Genomic DNA, 19,369 nt, shown 5'->3' with positions numbered 1-19,369 from the left:
ATGACCTTATCAACGGCCGACCAAAGCAGGCTTGAACACTTCTGGCAGCACTGCGTGACCCACCAGTACTTCAATATCGGCTACCCCGAATCCGCCGATTTCGATTACTCCCAGTTGCACCGCTTTCTGCAGTTTTCGATCAACAACTGCGGGGACTGGAACGAGTACAGCAACTATGTGCTGAACTCGTTCGGCTTTGAAAAGGACGTGATGACGTACTTCTCCCAGCTGTTCGACATTGAACTAGAAGACAGCTGGGGCTACGTCACCAATGGCGGCACAGAAGGCAATATGTTCGGCTGCTACCTGGCCCGCGAATTGTTCCCCGACGGCACGCTGTATTACTCCAAGGACACACACTACTCGGTGGCCAAGATCGTCAAGCTGCTGCGCATCAAATGCCGTGCCGTCGAATCCCTGCCCAACGGCGAGATCGACTACGACGACCTGATGCTCAAGATCGCCGCAGACCAGGAGCGTCACCCGATCATCTTCGCCAATATCGGCACGACGATGCGTGGCGCGGTGGACAACATCGCGACCATCCAACAACGCCTGCAACTGGCGGGTATTGCCCGGCACGACTACTACCTGCATGCCGACGCGGCGCTGAGTGGGATGATCCTGCCCTTCGTCGACCATCCGCAACCCTTCACATTTGCAGATGGCATCGATTCGATCTGCGTGTCCGGGCACAAGATGATCGGGTCGCCGATCCCGTGCGGCATCGTGGTGGCAAAGCGCAAGAACGTGGCGCGCATTTCCGTGGAAGTCGACTACATCCTGGCCCATGACAAAACCATCAGCGGCTCACGCAATGGCCACACGCCGTTGATGATGTGGGCAGCGCTGCGCAGCCACTCGTTCGCCGACTGGCGCCAGCGTATCCGCCACTGCCTGGACCAGGCGCAATATGCCGTGGATCGCTTTCAGGCAGCCGGCATCGATGCATGGCGCAATGAAAACTCCATCACCGTGGTGTTTCCATGCCCGTCAGAACGCATCGCGAAAAAGTATTGCCTGGCTACCTCCGGCGACACCGCGCACTTGATCACCACGCCCCATCATCACGACAACTGCATGATCGATGCCTTGATCGATGAGGTCATCGCCGAGCGTGACACCGATGCCTGGGGCATTGGCGCTACCCGTACCCATCAAGGCACTCACCAACGCCCGCCCGCCGCTTCCCGGCTGGCATGCCCACGATTCGACGTCATCTGAAACCGAACTTTTTTATTAGAGACAAACACCATGTCGTCACTGAAAAAACCCGAGGCGTGCGAAAGCCTCACCGACATCCGCGCCGGCATCGACTTTTTCGACCGCCAGATACTGGAGTCACTGCAACAACGCTTGGGTTACGTGAAGGCCGCCGTGCGCTTCAAGGCCAACGAACAAGCGATCCCCGCACCGGAACGGGTTGCGGCGATGCTGCAGGACCGCCGCGATTGGGCCGTCGACGCTGGATTCGATGTGGATTTTGTGGAAAAACTCTACGAGCACATCATTTACTGGAACATCCAACAGCAGATTTCACATTGGCAGGCGCTTCATTCGGAGCGAAGCACCGAAAAAACCCGCTAAAGCGCCGAGAGCCCCGCCAATTCAAGTCCACCCACGAGGCTGGACTTGAAACTCACCTCGCCCCCTCACCCAATTCTGTCGAATAGTTGCCCGATCCTTTGAACTTGCCGATTGGGGATATCCTGAAGAAGACTTCCTGATTTTGGGAAAATGCTGGGACTCCACCTTTGAAGAACTGAATATCTGGATCGGTCAAAGCTGCCGGTCGCTCTGGAGCGAGCTTGTGCAGTACAACGGACTGACGGTGGCCGAGGTCTTGAAAAGTACGATGGCAAGGCCGGGAGAATAGCCCAGGGACTGCTTCGCAAAGACCTGGTGATACTTGATGAGCTGGGGTATTTTCCTTTTAACCAAAGCGGGGGCGCCCTGCCATTTCACTTGCTGTCCAAGCTGTACGAGCATACCTGAGCACGCGGGCACTCGCATTCGACCGCCCGCGTGCTGCGCCTCGCTACCCGACATGTGTCGAAACCGAACCGGTTACTTTGCATTAGCAGGGCCGAACAAGAATTGGGTTACGCCTAACCTGCTTTGGTTCCGGTTCACCAAGGGAGAACCTTTGAACGTGCCACTTCCCTACACCCCAGCCAACCCCAGTTTCGCTCGAACACTAGGCGCAATTGGGGGCATAATTCTATCTTTTAAGCTGAAACCACTTTCCTAGAGCCAAGTCAAAATGTTCTTTGGCGACGCTGAGAGTCTTTAGGGGCCGTCTGGCGGGCTGTTTATCTGATCATTTCTGCGTTTTCATAGACCATGGAGATCCATACACTTCCAGTGGATTGCTACATTGGGGGCATATCTGAAGGCATGCTTTGGATTGTTTGAAAAGAATGCCCTCAGCCTGAAGTCCAACAGCCCCCTTCTCGAAAAGTCACACGCTGCTGCTCTCAAATCGCCGTCGAGCGCGATCCAATCACGTCCGTTTGTAGACTTGAAGCGATCTCCTGGCGCCTCTGAAATCCTGAAAATCCTGTCCAGGAACGCCAACCGCAGCGGTCGTTGGAAGAAATAGCAGGAGTAACCATCATTGTTCTCGAACCAGAAGCCATGCGACTCGCAGATCTGATCAAACTAAGCCCGAAAAGGAGGGTCAATATCTTCGTCCAGTAAGCGAGCGAGATCTCCACTGCTTTAAAGGATGAAGACCACTGCCTCCTATCCTGGCTCACCTCACACACGCTCTGCATATGAAGTGAAGCCGCTGTCGTCCCAGAGGTCGTTTCTCTCCGTCCATGACTTGATGTCGTTCTGAGCGTTGAGAAATCGTTGCTCGAGATCGCTTCGGCCAACTGCAGGCTCTTCTCCCCGCTCCTGTGATACTTCACTCACCCAATCGTCGACTCGGCGCCTTTGGGTTTCGACCACATTATCCACCCCGGGCCATTCAGGGATTGACCCTTTTGGGAGACATTTGCTCCAGCCAAGAAAAAAAATCACATCTGACGAGTACTAGTTTCAGGGGATATTTGTTCACAAAAAAAATTTAGCACTGTCTGTTTTTTGACGATGAAGTTCGTTTTTCAAAAACAATGTAAAGCTTCGACCATCTGCCTGACACCTTAGTAAATTGAATTTTAAGGCTATCTATCCACTCAAGATCTCATTGGCAAGCTACTTACTGATCTTAAACACATAAATAATATTAGACAGGCGCAAATGCAGCGTCAATAAAACGACACCAAGCATAGTACTGGAAAAATTCCATTGTATTGACATGCTAGTTTCGGCTCGGCAATAATCTTTCAATGTCATCGAGTATGTTGATGCGAATATCACAAACCAGTGTATTGCCCAGCAATTAAGCGATCTGACATACCTTAATAGAAAGTTACTTAATCCGCCCTTGCCATGACTTGTCATGACTTACGCGGTGGTAATTATTTATTCTGTGAATTTTATTACCCTTTAGTTGCGGGCTCACTCAAAAGAGTGCTGCCAGTTATTTGCTTGCCCCCCTATTAATTGATGAGTAAAGAAAAATGAAAAAAACTGTATTGTCCGTAGCTGCACTGACACTGTCCATGAGTGCTTATAACGCAGTGGCTGCAAATGGCAACGTAGCCTTCACCGGCGAAATTGTACAGTCCACCTGTAAAGTGTCGGACCAAGACCAGAACAAACAAGTTTACCTGGGTAAATACCCAACCACTGCATTCCCGACGTCAGGTTCTACCAGCGGCGCGAAAGCATTCGACATCAACCTCGAAAAATGTGAAGCAGGTGATTACACCTTGCGTTTTGATGGCAACACTCCAGCGGGCCATCCAGAACTGTTGTCTGTGACTGGCGGCGCAGGCGGTGTAGGTATTGAAGTACTGGACCACAATGGCGCCACATTGCCAATCAGCCAGAATGTTACCAGCCCCGCGCTCGTCACCGTTGCTGCTGACGGCGCTAACCCGGGCTCTGCCACATTCAACCTGCGCGCCCGTTACAAGTCTTACCAGGACGTTGTAACGGCAGGTCAAGCGAACGCTACCGCGACATTCGCTATCGAGTACAAGTAAATAACCCCGCAGGAGAATCACTGGCCAAGGATGGCCACTTTTCTGAGCGCTTGAACCCCTTATGAAAAAAGTACTCTTGTGTGCGTTGCTCGCCTGTTCCGCGAACACGTTTGCTGGCATTCAGGTAGATGCAACACGCGTTATTTATAACAGTGACAGCAAGTCCGCATCGCTCTCTATCAATAACGACAGCGAGGAAACCTACATGGTTCAAACCTGGCTGGATACGGGCGATGCAAGTCAAATACCGCGCGACATACCGATTATTGTGACGCCACCCATCTTGAAACTGGCGCCTCATAAAGAGGCTGTTTTACGTTTTATCTATTCAGGGAAAGGACTGGCACAAGATCGCGAATCCCTGTTCTGGGTCAATGTACAGGAAATTCCTCCTGCCCCTAAACAGGACAATGTACTGCAAGTAGCGATTCGTACGCGTATTAAATTATTTTATCGGCCACAGGCGTTGCAAACCAATTTGCAAGCCCAGGCTGAAGCCTTGAAATGGCAGCGTCAAGGCCAGGTGTTAACCGTGACCAATAACGGCCCCATGTACGTAACACTAGGTATTTTAACGCTCAGCAACGGCGATAAAACCTGGAAAGTAAATGCCGATATGGTCGGCCCATATGACAGTCTCAAGATTGCCCTGCCATCAAATGCACAGTCCGCAAACGGCCTGTCGTTTACCTATATCAATAATTATGGCGGGCACACCGAGATCAAAAACGTCTCGTTGAAATGAGTCATGCTTCGCAGGGGAAAGAGTCGTGGTGCACCTAAAAACAGCTACACACAAGCTGACACGCAGAATTAAAATGGTTAACCGCGCAGGTTATTTTTATGTTGTGCCATTTCTACTCGCCCCTCTTGCCAAGGCCACGGACCAGTTCAACACGTCATTCATTCGTGGCAACGAAAATGCGGCTCAGGTGGCGGCACTTTCAGGCAGCGACGATATTCTGCCCGGCAGCTATCCGTTCGACGTTTTCCTGAATGGTCAACGCATCGATCATCGTGATATCGAATTCAAAAAGCTCGCCCCCGACCAGCCAATAGTGCCGTGCCTGACGGCTCTGGCTTACCGGGGCTACGGGATCAAGCTGTCAGATCGCCAAGTGCAAGATCCCACGGGGTGCTTTGCCTTGAACAAAGAAGTCCAAGGTGCACAGCTGAGTCATGACGCTGCGCTGCAACGCATGGACATTGAGGTGCCGCAATTATTTCTGGAGCCTCGCGCGCAAGGTTCCATCTCACCCAAGGTTTATGATCAGGGCGTGAATGCCGCCTTTATCAATTACAACTTCAATGGTAGCCACAACCGTTACGGCCATCAGCAAGCGGATAAATCTTCGGATTACTCCTTTCTGAGCCTCAACAACGGTATCAACGTCGGCAGCTGGCGATTGCGAAATAACTCTACGCTGAGCCAGCAATCAGGCGCGGGTTCCAGTTTCGATAATATCTCGACCTGGGCTGAAACAGATATTGTGCCCTGGCGTAGCCGTTTGATCATTGGGCAAACCAACACCAACAGTAACGTTTTCGACAGTATTCAGTTCCGTGGCGCGCAACTGTCTAGCGCCAATGACATGTTGGCAGAGAGCCTGCGTGGATACGCCCCGGTAGTGCGCGGGGTTGCATTGACCGCTGCCCGGGTTGAAGTCCGGCAGAATGGTTACACGATCTACAGCACGAACGTCCCCCCTGGCCCGTTTGCGCTTACCGATATTTACCCCAGCTCTTTAAGCGGCAATCTGGATGTAACGATCACTGAAGCCAATGGCTCAAAAAGCAGCTTTACCCTGCCCTTTTCCTCGGTGCCCAACATGTTGCGTGAAGGGATCTGGGACTATCAGCTGACAGCCGGCAAGTACCATGACGGGACTACCCACTACCAACCGTCATTTGTACAGGGCACTTTGTCACGCGGGATGACTTATGACGTTACCCCCTACGGCGGTCTGATGGTGGCGCAGAACTATCGTTCCGCCGTAGCAGGCTTGGGTAAAAACATGGGCCGTTGGGGCGCGGTGTCGTTCGACGCCTCTTACTCCGATACCGACCTGGCCAACGGCGATAGCAAACAAGGTCAGAGCGTGCGCTTCTTGTATTCCAAGTCGCTGAGCGACCTTGGGACCGAATTTCGCATTGCCGGTTACCGTTATTCGACCTCCGGTTATTACGACTTTTCTGATGCTGTAGCTGAACGTGACAGCTATGAAAGCGGCACTTACCGTAACGAGTACTACGATGAAAATGATTACCGCAATCTGGGTGTGCCAGGTTGGGCAGAGTCTCGTCGTCGGACCACTTATACCGACAACTTCGGCAATAAACGCCAACGTGTCGAGCTGTCTATCAACCAGCGCATGGGCGCCAGTTCGACGTTATATGCCAACGTGAGCAATCAGTCTTACTGGGGCGGCTCCAGTGAAGACCGAACAGTGCAGGCAGGTTTTAACAGCAGCTACAAAAATACCAGCTATGGCATTTTCTATCAGGATAGCCGCAGTAACTATGGCTTTAAGGACCGCAGTGTGAATGTGACCGTATCGGTTCCGTTCAGCTTTTTCAGTAAGGAATCGTCAGACATGACGGCCAGTTTCAATGTCGGTCACAGCGAGCAGTCGGGTAACACCTACAGCTCTGGCCTGAGTGGCACGGCACTTGACGATGACCGGCTCAATTACGTAGTGCAGACCGGACATGACGAATACTCCGGGCAGACGTCCTCGGCCAACATCGGCTACCAGGGCAACAAGGGCCTGATTAACGCGGGTTATAGCTACAGCAACGACTACCAACAGACCACACTGGGCGTGTCAGGGGGCATCGTGGCACACGCACGTGGGCTCACTCTGACCCAGCCGCTGCAAAGTACATTCGTACTGATCGAAGCCGAAAACGCCAAGGGCGTGCGCCTGGAAAACCAGCCTGGCGTGGAAATTGACAGCTCCGGCTATGCAGTCATGACTTCTGCTACTCCCTATCGTCACAACCGTATCGCGTTAAGGACTGAAGATATTGGCAGCGGCCTGGATATCCCGCTGGCGGCCAGGGATGTGGTGCCAACACGTGGGGCTATTCCTCGTGTGACGTTTGAAACTCACTCCGGCCAAAGCCTTTTGGTACACAGCACGATGAGCGACGGCAACTCGCCTCCCTTGGGTGCCAATATTTTCAGCGCGACAGGCAAAAACAGCGGCACGGTTGGCACTAACGGAGACATCTACATCTCGGGTGCCTCCACGGGTGATCTCTTGTTGGTGAAATGGGGAGCCGGCATAAACGAAACGTGCTCATTGCGCGTGCCCGAGTTGGCCGTCATGGAAGAACAGAACATCGGTTATCAAGAGCTTTCGCTGGCCTGCGTGAAGCCATAAAAGGACACCATATGTTTTTTTTATTAACGCATAAACATCGAGGACTGACCGCCGGATTGATAATCACCCTGGCAGCGGTCTCATCTAATAGTTATGCCTTGTCATGTAAAAAGAACGGCAGCATCCGTCAGGATATTGTGCTCGCTGAACAGATCAAGGTCTCTACTGCCAATACCGTGCCGGGCGCATTGCTGTGGCGCTCCCCGACGTTCACGTCTACCTTCCAGTGTGTTGACGATCGAAACCATCCTGGTGGGGAAAATGCCTACCTGTATTGGGACCCAAAAAACAATTTGAAGAGCATTCATAATTCAATTGAAATAGGGGTTAACTACGGCAGTATTGACTACAAGTTGGTGAATTCAGCACGGCAAGATATCGGTCCTGGAACACGCTGCCGAAAAAGAGGCTCTACCTGCTTGTCGCCTGCGCAATCTCTCAGTTTGACGGTGTCCTATTCGATATATATAAAGGCCACCGGAGCCGCACCGCCACCGGGCGGCAGGATTACCAACACCGGGGCGTACTCCTTGTTCCAGGTCGATGGTGTGGGCGGACTTAACAATGTCGCCGACAGCAACTTCAATGCCTATGTATCCGGGCTGGGCAATATCAGGTTTATCTCGTGCAACCCTAAAGTGACCGTGACTGCAAATAATGGCTCGGCTGTAAACTTTGGTAGCATTCCACGTCAAAATGCCAGGGTGGGGTTCATCGAAAAACAGGTGCCCTTCTCCATAAGCGCCGACATCTCAGGGCCCGACAGTGGCCAGGATTGCCAGGGACAGGTTCTGAACGCCAGCTTCAGCTCGACATACCCCGTGCAGGACACAACCACTATCCTGCCGACCAGCAACAGCGGCTTCGGGATTGTGCTATCACAGCAAAATACACCGATGAGCTTTATCCCTATGAACACCCCCGTAGAACTGGGACTGGTGAATGGCACCAACGTCAGAAAAAACTTTTTAGCGAGCCTTAAGTGGCTCAGTACTACGCCTAAAGTTGGCCCTTTTCGAGCATCTGCGAACATCGATATTACCTTCAAGTAATATATAATGGCCACCTGCCATCAATTATGAGTACCGCAATGCACAAACAATATCAGCCTTTTGAAGCGCTGTACCTTTACCCGCTATTAATGTGAGGTCTATTTAATAACACCTGGTGCGGACTATGTCCTCACCCTCTATAACCACATTAATGGGCATGGATTTAAATAATCTGTGCCCTGGCATCATCATCACTAAAGCCGATAACTTGATCACCGAGTATTGCCTCTGTGACGGGTGACTGCCGGGCAAAAACCTATTGACCCCGCACATACACACAACATATGCGACATCAGGACTGCATATAGCTCCAGGAGGAAGAAGCGTTATGAATCAAAGTAACAACGTAGAAGTCACATCTGCAGAAAAACTCGACGTGACCATTCCACAGAACCTCTATGAATCCCTAGTGACTCTTGCTACCCGACACGACCGGAGCATAAGCGGTGAAATAAAACAAGCGTGGATGCAGTGGACCGACCAGCTATCGAGCCTGAAACTCATATTGGCGCTTCTTACATCCCAGAACGGCAACGCGGCTGAATCAACCGATACGCACATTAGTCTTCGTACGGCACCGAGCAACATAAAACACCACCTTTGCAAGTTCAAAACAGGCCAAGTGCACCAAATTAAAGAACAAGCAAACATCTTAATGGTTTCGATGAATACCGTTATTTTGAAAGCATTAGTGTGGTGGGTTAATACCTGGAAGCGTGTAGACCTTCTCAACTCGGGTGTTATGAGCCTCCCCGAAATCCATCTCGACTCGTAACGGAGGTTGCCCGTATCACGATTTAAATCCTGGCGTTGAAAACCGTTTGGCACGTTTTTAACTGACTGGACGGCATGGGCATGGATGCCCATTGGTGGCCGGCCGGGCTCGCGTGTGAATGCGGGATTGAATAACTGGCTGATCAGGCATTACTGCTTTCAACACAATTTAAGGAGGGACCCGTGAAACCCTATCGTGTACTGATCGTTGAGGCGCATCCTTTTCAGCTTGAGTATGTGCTGAAAGTTTTTAATGAGGTTGGCGGCTTTACCGTAGACACCGTCCGGGATGGCGTTGTGGCGTTGGAGTGTCTAGCCCGTCATGCCTATGATTTGCTTCTCTGCGACTTACTGATGCCCATCATGGACGGCGTGCAATTGATCCAGAAAGTTGCTGCCCTGGAACAACCACCAGCGCTGGCATTGGTCAGTGCCGCGCCGCGCCGCATGCTGGTCAGTGCCGAGTTGGCGGCTAAAAACCTTGGGCTCTCAGTCCTCGGCCTGATCGCCAAGCCGGTTGAGACCGATGCGCTCAGACATTTGAAAGCACGCCTCGCTGTAGCCCGACTCAATGCTGAATCGGCCTGCGTACATACCCTCAATATTGACCCGCGCAGTATCGAACTGGCCATGAACAATGGGCAGATTCAAGCCTGGTTCCAACCCAAGATATCGCTGCGTAATGGCAACATTCTCAGTGCCGAAGCCCTGGTGCGCTGGGCCCATCCAGAATCCGGGCTGTTATTGCCCAAAGATTTTCTATCCGCACTGATCAGCCTGGGGCTGGAAGAGCGACTACTGTGGCTGATGCTCGAGCAAACCTTGCAGGCGCAAAGACAGTGGCGCGCGCTGGGCCGGGATATGCCTGTGTCAATCAACTTGCCTACTCACTTACTGAATGAGCACGACTTGGTTGACCGTTTGCACAATTACGTTGTGAACCATGGTACTGAGCCGAGCCGCATCGTCTTTGAGTTGATGGAAAGCTCAACCACCGAAGAGCTGGGCAATTATTACGCCGGCGCTTGCCGATTGCGCATGATGGGGTTTGGTTTAGCTCAGGATGACTTCGGCAAGGGATTCAGCTCCTACTTCAATCTGGTTTCCACGCCCTTCAGTGAGCTCAAGATAGACCGTTCATTGGTGCATGGTTGTGCTGAAAATGAAAGTCTAGCCTCAGCACTGAGCAGCCTCGTGGATCTGAGTCGAAAACTGGGCCTTACGGTGGTTGCTGAAGGTGTAGAGACCCGAGCAGAACTCGACTTTCTACGCAGTATCGAATGCGACCAAGCGCAAGGCTTCTTCATCGGTGGTGCCACGTCATGCAGCAACTTTGTGGCGGATTTACAAGCTTACCAATTCAACTGCCCATCTTTTAGCGTCAGGTGAAGCCGATGAAAAGTCGGCCCACTATTTACACTCCTCGCTGCGAGTCAAGTGAGTGGTTCCCTTTCAAGAGCTATGGCGTGCTCTTGTAGTGGTCTAATGATTCCGGACACCCATTTAGGCGAGAATGCTCGCCAGATCGAGGTGTCAGATGACCAAACAACGCCGTGTCTTTTCCGCTGAATTCAAACGCGAGGCTGCTGACCTCGTGCTAAGCAAAATCACAGCTTCATCGAAGCCAGTCGCTCATTCGGCATTAGCGAGTCGGCTCTGCGCCGTTGGGTTGGCCAGCTTCAACAGGAACGCACAGGTGTAACCCCACAGAGCAAGGCGTTGACCCCATAGCAGCAAAAAATCCTGGAGCGGGAAGCTCGAATCGCTAGTCTCGAACGAGATAAATCGATACTAAAAAAAACTACCGCGCTCTTGATGTAGGAAGACCTCTAGCGCACGCGCCGATCCATCTGCTAAGCGCACATGAACCCATTGAAAGCTTGTGCGAGGTGTTCGAAATCACCCGTTCGACGTACTACGCCCATCGCCTGAGGCGGCGATCTCTGGGTGTTGAGAGGATTCGATTACGTAGTCGAGTCAACGAGCTGTTCACCCAAAGTCGAAGCGCTGCTGGCAGCCGCAGTATTGTGTTGATGTTACAGGAAGATGGCGAGCAGATCGGACGTTTCAAGGTGCGTGGCTTGATGCGGGGGTTGGGGTTGATCAGCAAGCAGCCTGGCGCACATACCTACAAAAAAGCAACGGTAGAGCGGCCTGACATTCCAAACACACTGAATCGTGAGTTCGATGTTCCCGAGCCAAACAAGGTTTGGTGCGGTGATATCACCTACATCTGGGCGCAAGGAAAATGGCACTACCTGGCCGTGGTTATGGATCTGTATGCGCGTCAGATAGTGGGCTGGGCGTTGTCAGGAAACCCGGATGCTGACCAGGCCGAGACAAAACTTAACGTCGTGTCCGGGATTAGTTGACCACTACACTATCGACCTATAGCTGCCGATAGCGACAGGCAGAAATCGGACAAAAGCGGGTCTCCAATGACTCTACAACATTAGGGACGATTCACTTTCGAGAAAAAACATCTGAAGTTTCCAAAATAAACTCAAAATATCAGCCAGAATTATCGATGCGTTCCTTACAATCCAAAGGAGCATTAGCATGGACAATAATCGATTGGCGATAGGTACATTCCTGGTCTTTGCGTTGAGCGGTGTTAGCTTGGCTGCCGTCCCGTTAGGGCAAGGGGTTATCCAGTTTCACGGCAGTATTGAGGAGTCGGGCTGTATCACCAATGTAAAAATGAGTTCGACCTTTGAGTTCAAAAGGTGCCCGAGCCCACAGCTTGGCAGTGCGGTAAACGTGCGTAGAGTTGAATCGGTCAGCTCTGTCAGTGCTACCGGGCATTCCAACGTCAAAGTCAAGTTGCTCGCTGGCAGCAGTCCAGATGGTCGCTATTACAATCAACAATACGAGTTGGTGGAAGGTTCGGGAAAACCGGTGCTGTCGGGTGCTTACGTGATCACTCTGACTTTGCCCTGAAGACTAATCGCTGGCTTACATTTGGGAGGCACCTTAGATCCAGTTTGGAGGTGGTGGGGTAACTACCACAACAATTTACAGCCGTTCATAAATGCGTCGTAAATGGTCACATGTCTCCAGAAACAGGAGCTTTGGGTAAACGGTATATCGCAGCCAATTTGAGCAACTACCAATTCGACATGCAGAAATTCGCAAACGAAGCGCAAGTAATGTCCAGTTCAGGCTCAGCAAGCAGCCCAAGCGTGGCAAAACTATGAAAGCAATCGTCCGAAACAGACGTACTGCAACCAGATAGGCACTCAAACTCTCTGTAACACCTATTGAAAATTCAACGGCATATGTCATGAGGTCCGGCGATTCCATTCGAGAAAGCAGACCGGACCGCAACGAGCATTACCAGCCCATTTGAGCCTTGGTTTGCTTGCAGGTCGCTAACTGACCACGAAGCTTTCCAGCAAACACCTGAGTTTCCATTGACTGAACGGCTTGCGTAGAAGCGTATTCAGTCTGAATCTGGTCCAGCTTCGCCTTGGCATCAGTCAACTGAGATACACAGGCGTTAATGTCAGCAGAGGTCAGACTATGAGTCCCAGCCTCGTTTAGAGCCCCTTGTGGTCGGTTATCGAAAGCGACCTTCACTTCCCCAATCTTCTCCCGCGCAACCTTCTCTTTGTCGTCACCACATCCGGCCAGTACAGACACAGCCAACAGCCCTAAAACGAATTGCTTGATCAATGGAATATCCCTTGTTCATTGATGAAAACAGGTCCTACACGCGCTCACAGGGCCACTCAGCGCCCAGCGATTTGCAGAGGGTGAACGCCCTCTCCCTACAGAGCTTTGAGAACGTTAGTCTTTTCAGACTCTCGAAACACGAATGGGTTCTGACACACGTCAAAATCAGCAGCAGTGGCCCCTCACAGAATGTCACGTCGTAACCCGCCAGTTTCGGGATCGCGACAGACGAGGGCCCCAAGCCCGGCAAACACGCCGACGGCGAGCTCCCAGGCGCTTATGGTGCAGGGCGAAGCCCTCCTCTTACGCCACAGCTTTGGTCGCCACCGCCTCGCGCTCCAGCTCACGTACCAGCGGCAACACCTTGCGGCCGAAGTACTCCACCTCCTCCTGAAAGTGCAGAAATCCACTGAGCACCAGGTCCACGCCCACCGCCTTGAGTGCGACGATGCGTTCAGCAATCTGCTTAGGCGTACCGATCAGATTGGTCTTGAAACCATCGTTGTACTGCACCAAGTCTTCGAAGGTGGACTTGGCCCAGTTGCCTTCGCCTTCCGGGCTGGAGGCTCCGGCGTTCTTCGCCTCGCTGCCGAAACCGTTAACGGCCTCGGGGTCGGCCTTGGCGATAATTTCCTGCAACACCGCGCGGGCCTCGGCCTCGGTTTCGCGGGCGATGACAAAGGCATTCACCCCTACTTTCACCGAGTGGCCATTGATCGCGGCCTTGGCCCGAATGTCGTCGACCTGGGCCTTGATGCCTTCGACAGTGTTGCCGTTGGTGAAGTACCAATCGGAGACCCGCGAAGCCATGTCCCGCGCCGCACGCGAGCTGCCGCCCTGGAAGATTTCCGGGTGCGGTTGCTGCAGTGGCTTGGGTTTGAGGGTGTAGTCGTGGAAGCGGTAGAAATCGCCATGAAAACTGAAGTTGTCCTGGGTCCAGATGCCCTTTAGCGCCTGGATAAATTCCTCCGAGCGACGATAGCGCTCATCGTGGTCCAGCCATGGCTCGCCAATGGCGCGAAACTCGCCTTTGAACCAGCCCGACACGATATTCACCGCGACGCGACCGTTGGTGAACTGGTCGATGGTGGCCAGCTGCTTGGCTGCCAGCACCGGACTCCATGGGCCAGGCAGGATGGCCGCGATCACCTTGAGCTTCTCGGTGGCGGCCAACAGTGCGTGGCTGATGGTCACCGATTCGTGCTGATTTTCGGCGCCATAACCGGCAGTAAAGCGGATCTGTGACAAGGCGTATTCGAAGCCGGCCTTTTCGGCGATTTGCGCCAGCTTGCGGTTGTAATCGATGTCCCAGCTAGTGCGCTGTTCGATTTTGCTGACCACAAGGCCGCCACTGACGTTGGGAACCCAGTAGGCAAACTTAATGTTGTCCTGGCTCATTGCATGTACTCCATTGATTCGTTGAAGTGAGGGTTGAGCCGGAACGTCAGGCTGCGCTGGCGTCCGGTTGAACAGTCGGAGTGAGGCTCAATACCGCCGACTCGACAGCGCGCTCGATGCGCTCGAGCAACTGCGGGCTGGTGATTTGGTAATCGGTGAAATCGGCTTCGGCGGCATACACACCGATGGGCAAGCTCAGGGCCTGGAAAAAGCCGAACAGCGGGCGCAACTGGTGATCGATGATCAGGGCATGGCGGTCCGAGCCACCGGTGGCGGCCAGCAACACCGGCACGTTGTTCAACGCCTGGTGATGGACGAAATCGAACAGGTGCTTGAACAGCCCCGTGTACGAGGCACGGTATACCGGACTGGCAGCAATCAGCAGGTTGGCCGTTTCAATGGCCTGCAGATCGGCCTCGACCGCAGCGGGCAAGTCTTCACGGCGCAGCACCCCGGCAAACTGCGGTCCGACCTCGGACAACTCGATCAGGTGCAGCTCGATCGGAAGTTTTTGCGCAAGACCGGCGATCAGTGCCTTAAGCAGCACCAGGGTACGCGTAGGCCGCTGCACGCTCCCGGATACCGCAACCACTTTCAGTGTGCTGCTCATTGCCCGTCCTCGTGATGGCAGAGGCCACCGCGGCACCTGCGCAAGGACTAGAGCAGCAACCGTGCCAATTCAGTAATTCAATATAAATCAATTAGTTATGTATATTTCGTAAACGCTCAGTGTCGCCCGACGGACATGCTGTTGATCAACTGTTGCACTCACAACAGTTGTCACGCGGCGTTTGGCACATAGCCCCACCCGGACCTCTGTTGTCGGGCGGTCAGCGCTTCAACAAATTGCCCGGCAGGCGACAGGAGTGAGGACCGTTGACACCTCGCATGGCCTGTAAAACGGCTTTTACAGCGCCAGGCACGACCTGTGCACTGACAGCAGTACGCAACAGATCGACCGCGCTGTTGCGTCTCTTGCCTTCCAAAAGGAGTTGCACCATGACAGTCCAGCAACAACACCTACCACGCCCCCTCTCCACCGGTACTGACTACCAGGCCCTGGCCGAGCGCTTCCGGCCGATCTTTGCACGCATCGCCGCTGGTGCACTGGAACGCGAGCAAAGCCGCAGCCTGCCCTTTGAACAAGTGAAATGGCTGAAGGAAGCCGGCTTTGGCGCTGTGCGTGTGCCAACCCCGTACGGTGGCGCAGGCGCTTCCCTGCCCCAACTGTTTGAATTATTGATCGAGTTGGCCGAAGCGGACTCCAATCTGCCACAGGCGTTGCGCGGTCACTTTGCCTTTGTCGAAGACCGCCTCAATGCCCAAGCCGACGCACCACAGGACACCTGGTTCAAGCGTTTTGTCGAGGGTGAGCTGGTGGGCAATGCCTGGACCGAAATCGGCAGTGTCAAGATCGGCCAGGTCGGCACTCGTGTCTCGCGTCTGGGCGAACACTGGGTGGTCAATGGCACCAAGTACTACAGCACCGGTAGCATCTTCGCTGATTGGATCGACCTCTATGCCCAGCGCGATGACAACGGTGCCGACGTGATTGCCGCCGTCCGCGTGCAACAACCGGGCATCACGCAGAGCGACGATTGGGATGGCTTTGGCCAGCGCACCACCGGTAGCGGCACCTCGGTATTCGAAAACGTCGTGGTGGAGCCCGAAAACCTGCTCGACTTCGCCACCCGCTTCAAGTACCAAACGGCCTTCTATCAACTGGTGCTGTTGGCGGTTCAGACTGGTGCCGGCCGTGCCGCGGTGCGCGACATCACGGAAGAAGTGCGCACACGCACGCGCATCTTCAGCACCGGCAATGCCAGCCACGTCAGCCAGGACGTCCAGGTGCAGCAAGTGGTAGGAAAGGCATCGGCGCAGGTCTATGCCGCACGCGCCACCACCCTGCGCGCGGCGACCGCCTTGCAGATAGCGTATGAAAGCCGCTTCGCCCATGACGAAGTCGCAGAACGCGAGGCCAACATCGCGGCCGAACTGGAATCGGCCCAGGCCCAAGTGGTGATCGCCGACCTTGTGCTGCGCGCCACCAGTGACCTGTTCAACGCCCTCAGCGCCTCGGCCACCAGCACTGGCAAGGCCCTCGATCGTCACTGGCGCAACGCCCGCACTGCGGCCTCGCACAACCCGCTCATTTACAAGGAACGCATTATCGGCGACTGGGAAATCAACAATACCGAGCCGCCCTACGTCTGGCAGATCGGCGCTGGATTGAAGTAAGCCGACATCACGCGGGTGCCAGATACCTCACCAACTAATCATCTGTAATCAGCCTCAAGACAAAACAGATCGAAATCACCTGCAGACGACGGTCGAGCAGGTGAACGGACCGCTCTTTCCAGGTATTCGTCAAACCCCGACTCCCCCACTCACGCCCATTACCCGACTGCTTATAGCCGCCAAACGGCGCGGCTGCGCTCAAGGGTTGTCGAGGTCGCGCAGTAAACCCTCTCTGGCGCCTTACCGGCAGCACCAGATGCAGGTATTTCATCATCGGGTGCTGTGATCAACATTGACTATTTAATTGGCAGAGTCTGACCCCTTCAGCGCTGTTCCGGGCTCTGCATCAGGCGCAAACCACTGGCCAGCGCGCCCGCCAGGGCAAAAGCGCAGCCCAGCCACAGCGCGTATTGCGGACCGCTGTCCGTAGACAGGTGAAAACACAACGCCACCAGTGACGCGCCGAGCGTTTGCCCCATCAGCCGCGAGGTGGCGACGATGCCACTGGCACCGCCACTGCGGGCCATCGGGGCGCTAGTCATGATTGCCTTGAGGTTGGGTGACTGGAAGAAACCAAAACCGGCACCGCACAAGGCCATGCGCCAACCGATGTCAAAGGTCGAAGCGTTGTTGCTCAACAGCGCCAGGGACGCCATGCCCGCGCTCAACATCAGCAGCCCGGTCCCGCACAGCAGCGCCAGCGACACCCGGTCCGCCAAGCGCCCGGCAATCAGCGCCATGACTGCCACCACCGCAGGCCAGGGCGTCATCAGGAACCCCGTGGCCACCTGGCTGTGGCCGAGCCCCATCTGCAACAGAAAAGGCAGCGACACAAATGCCAAGCCCTGGGCGCTGAACGCGCAAATGGCAGTCAGTGAGGACAAGGCGAACAGCGGCCGCTTGAACAGATCAATCGCCAGCATCGGCGCTGGATGCCCGGCCTGGCGCCGCATCAGCCATAGCCCACACGCCAGCGCCACGCCGATCAGGCCCAGACTCAACCCTCCCTCTCCCCCGTGCACCGATGAGCCCAGGCCCAGTACCAGCAAGGCGAACAGCCCGGCACACAGGATCGCGGCCAGACGGTCGAAGGCGTGCCCGCTGATGGGGATTACCGGCAATGAACGCAGCCCGAGAACAACGGCCAGCAGGCCCAGCGGCACATTGATCAGGTACAACCAATGCCAGGTGGTTACGGACAGGATCGCCGACGCTGCCGTCGGCCCCAAGGTAAAGGCCAGCCCCACCACCAGTGAGTTATAGCCCAGCCCACGGCCAAGAATTTTCGCCGGGTAGATATGCCGCAACAGCGCGATGTTCACGCTCATTATTGCCGCCGCGCCCAAGCCCTGTACCACTCGCGCTGCTGTGAGCGTCGGCAGTGACCAGGCCAGACCGCAGAACAGTGACGCGACGATAAATACCAGCAGGCCGCCGAGAAACACCCTTCGATGACCCAAAACGTCACTGAGCGCGGCGAAAGGCAGTACCGCAGCAATGGTCGCAAGTTGGTAGGCGTTGACCACCCAGATAACTGAGGCAGAGTCAGTGCCGATGCCTTCGGCCAGGGTCGGCAGCGCCGTATTGACGATGGCGGTATCCAGGGTCGCCATGCCGATCCCCAGGGAGATCGCGATGACCGCTGGCAAGCGTGTATTACTGGGTAACCCATCGGCAACTGAAGGCATGGTCAATCCGCACACAGGATAAAGGCCTCTAGATTAAGGGCTCCAGCGGATTTTTTCAGCGGGTAATTGCGCGATTTCATCTGCCGACAGGGAACGCAGGCCTTGGTAGCCGCTGCCGCAGGAACGAGGCTGAGTTCGGTTGCGAGGCCATCGTAAAATCAAGGCCCCTTGTCTGACTGATACACCGCGCTGCCTGAATTTACGACGGCTGCGCCGCCGGACGCAGCCTCGTTCCTACGGCAGCGGCTAGAGGATTTTCGTAACGAGCCTTGCATTTCAGCCGCCCGCCACTGCACGTGTTCGAGCATGTATTCGATGTGTGTGAGGCTAGGGAGCCTCCAGCGCCCCCAACCAACGCGCTTCGGAACACAGTAAATGCTGGCGCATGGCAGTCTGGGCAGCAATGACGTCCTTGCATTCCAGGGCGTGCAAGATCGCTTCATGTTCGATCACTGCGGCATCCCAGGTGCCGTGGTTTTCCGAGCGCTCGCTAAGGTGCGCAGAAATTGGACTGTGACGCTCATCGAACAGCGAAGTTATGATCCTTAGCAACGCTGAGTTACCGGTCATTTTTGCCAGGCGGTGGTGAAACTTGCGGTCGTCTTCCAGCGGTGGGCGATTGGCTTCGATGCTCGCACGCATGGCCTCGATGCAATCCTTGAGGTAACGGTAGTCGCTTTTTTTCCCATGCATGCACGCCAGCACCACCGCCTCGCCTTCGATCAGCGCCCGTGCCTGCATCAGTTCGGACGGGCTCTCGCCGAGCGTAACCGTTCGTGCGCCACCCTCGCGCAAGCGTGCAGCGACGTAGACGCCCGACCCCATCCTGATCTCGATGCTGCCTTCGATTTCCAAAGCAATCAGCGCTTCTCGCAGCGACGGTCGCGATACACCGAGCAACTGCGTCAGGTCGCGCTCAGGAGGCAAGCGCATGCCTACCTTGAAGTCACCCTGAACGATGTATTCACGCAACCGGTCGGCGATTTTCTGGTAGAGCTTGCGCTCTGAAGACGCAAAGGAAGAGACCATCGAGGCAGAGTCCGAGAAATGATGCCAAAGGC

General features: G+C 54.5%; 15 protein-coding genes and 2 pseudogenes. 12 read left to right on the top strand and 5 right to left on the bottom strand.

Features of this window, described 5'->3' with window-relative positions:
- From V6L79_RS14750 to V6L79_RS14700, 11 genes and pseudogenes are all read left to right on the top strand, one after another.
- Positions 1-1,224 (top strand): histidine decarboxylase, encoded by a 1,224-nt coding sequence (locus V6L79_RS14750; protein ID WP_338579055.1) that lies wholly within the window; start codon positions 1-3, stop codon positions 1,222-1,224.
- Positions 1,225-1,254: 30 nt separating this feature from the next.
- Positions 1,255-1,587, top strand: a complete 333-nt coding sequence (locus V6L79_RS14745; RefSeq protein WP_261742219.1) for an isochorismate lyase — start codon at positions 1,255-1,257, stop codon at positions 1,585-1,587.
- A 258-nt stretch (positions 1,588-1,845) separates the two neighbouring features.
- A pseudogene (locus V6L79_RS14740) lies at positions 1,846-1,992 on the top strand (ATP-binding protein); the annotation flags it as partial.
- A 1,577-nt stretch (positions 1,993-3,569) separates the two neighbouring features.
- Entirely contained in the window at positions 3,570-4,097 is a 528-nt protein-coding gene (locus V6L79_RS14735) for a fimbrial protein (RefSeq protein WP_321836448.1), read from the top strand.
- A gap of 61 nt (positions 4,098-4,158) precedes the next feature.
- A complete protein-coding gene (locus tag V6L79_RS14730) occupies positions 4,159-4,842 on the top strand; it encodes a molecular chaperone (protein ID WP_019822636.1) in 684 nt (227 codons plus the stop codon).
- 103 nt (positions 4,843-4,945) lie between these two features.
- Complete coding sequence (locus V6L79_RS14725) at positions 4,946-7,483, top strand: fimbria/pilus outer membrane usher protein (protein ID WP_338579054.1); 2,538 nt, start codon at positions 4,946-4,948, stop codon at positions 7,481-7,483.
- 11 nt (positions 7,484-7,494) lie between these two features.
- Positions 7,495-8,535 carry a fimbrial protein gene (locus tag V6L79_RS14720; RefSeq protein ID WP_019822634.1) on the top strand — a complete coding sequence of 347 codons (1,041 nt, stop codon included), beginning with the start codon at positions 7,495-7,497 and terminating at the stop codon, positions 8,533-8,535.
- 328 nt (positions 8,536-8,863) lie between these two features.
- Positions 8,864-9,310: a hypothetical protein gene (locus V6L79_RS14715; protein WP_261742217.1), complete on the top strand. Its 447-nt coding sequence runs from the start codon at positions 8,864-8,866 to the stop codon at positions 9,308-9,310.
- Between the two features lie 182 nt (positions 9,311-9,492).
- The gene (locus V6L79_RS14710; protein ID WP_321836446.1) at positions 9,493-10,698 is read left to right on the top strand and encodes an EAL domain-containing response regulator; all 1,206 of its coding nucleotides are present in this window, start codon (positions 9,493-9,495) and stop codon (positions 10,696-10,698) included.
- Between the two features lie 148 nt (positions 10,699-10,846).
- Positions 10,847-11,639, top strand: a pseudogene (locus V6L79_RS14705) (IS3 family transposase); the annotation flags it as partial.
- A 229-nt stretch (positions 11,640-11,868) separates the two neighbouring features.
- Positions 11,869-12,249: a type 1 fimbrial protein gene (locus V6L79_RS14700; protein ID WP_338579053.1), complete on the top strand. Its 381-nt coding sequence runs from the start codon at positions 11,869-11,871 to the stop codon at positions 12,247-12,249.
- A gap of 393 nt (positions 12,250-12,642) precedes the next feature.
- On the opposite strand, the gene V6L79_RS14695 is transcribed toward V6L79_RS14700, so the two are convergent.
- From V6L79_RS14695 to msuE, 3 genes are all read right to left on the bottom strand, one after another.
- Positions 12,643-12,984, bottom strand: coding sequence for a hypothetical protein (locus V6L79_RS14695; RefSeq protein WP_338579052.1), 342 nt, complete (start codon positions 12,982-12,984; stop codon positions 12,643-12,645).
- Positions 12,985-13,287: 303 nt separating this feature from the next.
- Positions 13,288-14,382 carry a dimethylsulfone monooxygenase SfnG gene (sfnG, locus tag V6L79_RS14690; RefSeq protein WP_261742213.1) on the bottom strand — a complete coding sequence of 365 codons (1,095 nt, stop codon included), beginning with the start codon at positions 14,380-14,382 and terminating at the stop codon, positions 13,288-13,290.
- A 46-nt stretch (positions 14,383-14,428) separates the two neighbouring features.
- Entirely contained in the window at positions 14,429-14,992 is a 564-nt protein-coding gene (gene msuE / locus V6L79_RS14685; protein ID WP_261742212.1) for an FMN reductase, read from the bottom strand.
- A 389-nt stretch (positions 14,993-15,381) separates the two neighbouring features.
- Here msuE and V6L79_RS14680 point away from each other — a divergent pair, with 389 nt between their 5' ends.
- Positions 15,382-16,620, top strand: coding sequence for an acyl-CoA dehydrogenase family protein (locus V6L79_RS14680; RefSeq protein WP_338579051.1), 1,239 nt, complete (start codon positions 15,382-15,384; stop codon positions 16,618-16,620).
- A gap of 323 nt (positions 16,621-16,943) precedes the next feature.
- On the opposite strand, the gene V6L79_RS14675 is transcribed toward V6L79_RS14680, so the two are convergent.
- Together V6L79_RS14675 and V6L79_RS14670 are read right to left on the bottom strand one after the other, a co-directional pair.
- Complete coding sequence (locus V6L79_RS14675; RefSeq protein ID WP_338579050.1) at positions 16,944-18,308, bottom strand: MFS transporter; 1,365 nt, start codon at positions 18,306-18,308, stop codon at positions 16,944-16,946.
- Positions 18,309-18,635: 327 nt separating this feature from the next.
- A complete protein-coding gene (locus V6L79_RS14670; protein WP_321836442.1) occupies positions 18,636-19,337 on the bottom strand; it encodes a FadR/GntR family transcriptional regulator in 702 nt (233 codons plus the stop codon).
- Positions 19,338-19,369: the final 32 nt, after the last annotated feature.

The sequence above is a fragment of the Pseudomonas sp. ML2-2023-6 genome (assembly GCF_037055265.1).
GTDB classification, from domain to species: domain Bacteria; phylum Pseudomonadota; class Gammaproteobacteria; order Pseudomonadales; family Pseudomonadaceae; genus Aquipseudomonas; species Aquipseudomonas kulmbachensis.
The sequence above is the reverse complement of the archived record's forward strand: the minus strand, read 5'-3'. Positions and strand labels throughout refer to the sequence as shown.

What these genes read in the sequence shown, in the direction of transcription:
- V6L79_RS14750 (WP_338579055.1), top strand. Translation starts at nt 1, where the DNA reads ATGACCTTATCAACGGCCGACCAAAGCAGGCTTGAACACTTCTGGCAG.
- V6L79_RS14745 (WP_261742219.1), top strand. Translation starts at nt 1,255, where the DNA reads ATGTCGTCACTGAAAAAACCCGAGGCGTGCGAAAGCCTCACCGACATC.
- V6L79_RS14735 (WP_321836448.1), top strand. Translation starts at nt 3,570, where the DNA reads ATGAAAAAAACTGTATTGTCCGTAGCTGCACTGACACTGTCCATGAGT.
- V6L79_RS14730 (WP_019822636.1), top strand. Translation starts at nt 4,159, where the DNA reads ATGAAAAAAGTACTCTTGTGTGCGTTGCTCGCCTGTTCCGCGAACACG.
- V6L79_RS14720 (WP_019822634.1), top strand. Translation starts at nt 7,495, where the DNA reads ATGTTTTTTTTATTAACGCATAAACATCGAGGACTGACCGCCGGATTG.
- V6L79_RS14715 (WP_261742217.1), top strand. Translation starts at nt 8,864, where the DNA reads ATGAATCAAAGTAACAACGTAGAAGTCACATCTGCAGAAAAACTCGAC.
- V6L79_RS14700 (WP_338579053.1), top strand. Translation starts at nt 11,869, where the DNA reads ATGGACAATAATCGATTGGCGATAGGTACATTCCTGGTCTTTGCGTTG.
- sfnG (WP_261742213.1), bottom strand. Translation starts at nt 14,382, where the DNA reads ATGAGCCAGGACAACATTAAGTTTGCCTACTGGGTTCCCAACGTCAGT.
- msuE (WP_261742212.1), bottom strand. Translation starts at nt 14,992, where the DNA reads ATGAGCAGCACACTGAAAGTGGTTGCGGTATCCGGGAGCGTGCAGCGG.
- V6L79_RS14680 (WP_338579051.1), top strand. Translation starts at nt 15,382, where the DNA reads ATGACAGTCCAGCAACAACACCTACCACGCCCCCTCTCCACCGGTACT.
- V6L79_RS14675 (WP_338579050.1), bottom strand. Translation starts at nt 18,308, where the DNA reads ATGCCTTCAGTTGCCGATGGGTTACCCAGTAATACACGCTTGCCAGCG.
- V6L79_RS14670 (WP_321836442.1), bottom strand. Translation starts at nt 19,337, where the DNA reads ATGGTCTCTTCCTTTGCGTCTTCAGAGCGCAAGCTCTACCAGAAAATC.